The following is a 2,208-nucleotide window of genomic DNA, read 5'->3' as shown; positions in this document are numbered from 1 at the left end:
GAATCATATTCTACTCCAATGGAGCTAATTTCACGATAGTTTGAGTATCCCACATTTTTTGAAGTTCTTTATCATGTATGCTTAACCATTCTTTAACTAAGTTTTGAGCTTTTGATGGTAAATCGCCGTTTGTCATTTCATGTGTTTTCAAATCAAAAACACCGACACATTTGCTTATACTATAAGCGATTTTTACCTATAAAGCAACATTTTAAAATATTATTTCGTGTTTTTTGATTACTCCCCATAGCCTGCATCGCATAGCAATATCAGGTTGAAGCAGGTGTTAGGTTTCCTATCTTTTACCAAATAGTTTTTACATCATACAACGGAATATTTCCGTCCGTAGTTACGATTGTTAAATCATTTTCAAGTGCTTGCGAGATTAAAATCCTGTCAAAAGGGTCATTATGTCTTACATTATCTTGAAACGGCAGATTTCTAATTCTGTCGAAATCATCAAGTGTAATCGGAAGTTTCCTAAATCCTGCTCGTCTACACATCTCATCTATTTCATATACAGTATGAGTAAATTCCAATTTTTTCTTGCTTTGTTTTATTGAAATCTCCCAAAATGAGGCATAACTGTAAAAACAAACATTAGACTCAATTATATCTTTAGCACTTTTCGACAATCGATCATCCCCGAATAAATACCAAAGAACTGTATGCGTGTCGAGCAAATACTTCATTACACATACTCCGAAAAATCTTCAAGAGGGTCATCAAAATCCGGAGACATATAAAAAGGTTCATTTTTCCAAACGCCAAAAAGAGATTTTTTTTCAGAAACAGAATTATCTTCAGGAAATTTCAATTTTATCAAGCGGATAAAATCAACAACTTCACTTATTGCAGCAGGAGGAAGCGTTGCAATTTCTTTTTCTAAAACTGTATAAGGCATATATGACCTCCCATACAATTCTATTATATAATAAATTCATAAAATTTTCTATATCTTATCGGTATAAGAAGATGGCAGGCTTGATCCGCCGTATAAAAGCACCATGTTATCCAATTGTTTTTATCGTTAATAAATAATAACAGAGATTTCTGAAACCGCGTGCTGATTATTCCCGGGCGAAGCCTCATGTAAAACAAGCCCGCTTCTTCATCTGAACGACTCGGAACACCGCACTTTTCATATAAAAAAGCCGGCAAGCTGACGCCTACAGGGCTTTGTTTCTTTTACTTCGTCAGCACCGTCGTCTCGTAATTCTTTGTTTGTAAAGTACGCTGCGATAACCTTATTAGCATAATCACCGTTTGTAGGCACACCCTGGCAAATCGTATACTGCTGAATACCTGCGCTTGCAGGAACCGTCATAACAACCCAGTCTCCTGTAAACTTATTATTTACCACGCCGTCTTTTAACCAAACGATATGTGCAGCGTTCCGCCCTGCACCCAGGCTTCGAACGCTGCCCCACTACAAGGAAAGCCCGGCAAGCAAGCATTGCTTAGTGGGTTTGTAGTTTCCTCCCCGCCGCGGATGGCGGTGATTCCATACAGAAACATCTCGTACTTCTTGAAGGTTGAAGCTGATTTTTATCAAAAAAGTGATGAATTTTCAAGCCATTTCTTCATCCATACTCTATAAGTAGTTATATATGCTTATGGAGGAAAATCTTATGAAAACCCACAATCGCTGGTATAAAGTCTCGGATTGAGACCCTAGCCTTATAAGCTTTGTGTAAACCACCTGTTTTACGGGTGGTTGTGATTTACCTATACTCAAAAATTGATTTCCGTGGAGTTTCACCAATTTAGACGTTAGATTGAAAATTACTGGTTTGTATGATACAATGAACGAAAAGTAAACGAAGTGTTATATGGATACCCCTGCACAGGGCACTACAAGATTATAATATGGGGAGAAAAAAATGGGAATACATATAAAAGAACTTAGAGATAAAATATTAACAGGAAAAGCAATTCTATTTTGCGGAGCGGGTTTTTCAAATGGGGCAAAAAATATTATTGGAGAATTTCCGCCTTTTTCAAAAGATTTATCAAAAAAAATTTCTAAACTTGGTCATTTCAAAGAATCGGAAAATTTACGTTATACCTCTGATAAATACATAAGTACAAATAAAAATGACTTATCTAAGTTGATTGACTTACTTGCTGACAATTTTAGTATAAAAGAAACGTCTTTAGCGCAAAATAATATTATTTCATATCCTTGGCGACGAATATATACAACTA

Annotated in this window: 5 protein-coding genes; 1 reads left to right on the top strand and 4 read right to left on the bottom strand. The window is 35.8% G+C overall.

The window, feature by feature from the left end:
* Nucleotides 1-10: 10 nt before the first annotated feature.
* The 4 genes from JSQ97_RS13195 to JSQ97_RS12670 all read right to left on the bottom strand — a co-directional run bounded on the left by JSQ97_RS13195 (nt 11) and on the right by JSQ97_RS12670 (nt 1,327).
* Nucleotides 11-151 (bottom strand): DUF4160 domain-containing protein, encoded by a 141-nt coding sequence (locus tag JSQ97_RS13195; protein WP_205076383.1) that lies wholly within the window; start codon nt 149-151, stop codon nt 11-13.
* Nucleotides 152-302: 151 nt separating this feature from the next.
* Complete coding sequence (locus JSQ97_RS12680) at nt 303-692, bottom strand: type II toxin-antitoxin system VapC family toxin (protein ID WP_205076382.1); 390 nt, start codon at nt 690-692, stop codon at nt 303-305.
* The gene (locus JSQ97_RS12675; protein WP_205076381.1) at nt 692-904 is read right to left on the bottom strand and encodes a DUF2281 domain-containing protein; all 213 of its coding nucleotides are present in this window, start codon (nt 902-904) and stop codon (nt 692-694) included. Before JSQ97_RS12675 ends, JSQ97_RS12680 begins: the two co-directional genes overlap by 1 nt.
* A 237-nt stretch (nt 905-1,141) precedes the next feature.
* On the bottom strand, nt 1,142-1,327 hold the full coding sequence (locus tag JSQ97_RS12670; protein ID WP_205076380.1) for a hypothetical protein: 186 nt from the start codon (nt 1,325-1,327) through the stop codon (nt 1,142-1,144).
* 556 nt (nt 1,328-1,883) lie between these two features.
* On the opposite strand from JSQ97_RS12670, the gene JSQ97_RS12665 reads away from it, so the two are divergent.
* Nucleotides 1,884-2,208: hypothetical protein (locus JSQ97_RS12665; RefSeq protein WP_205076379.1), on the top strand; the 325-nt coding region annotated here is incomplete at its 3' end.

It is taken from the genome of Treponema sp. Marseille-Q4523 (genome assembly GCF_016901105.1).
Lineage (GTDB): Bacteria > Spirochaetota > Spirochaetia > Treponematales > Treponemataceae > Treponema_D.
The sequence above is the reverse complement of the archived record's forward strand: the minus strand, read 5'-3'. Positions and strand labels throughout refer to the sequence as shown.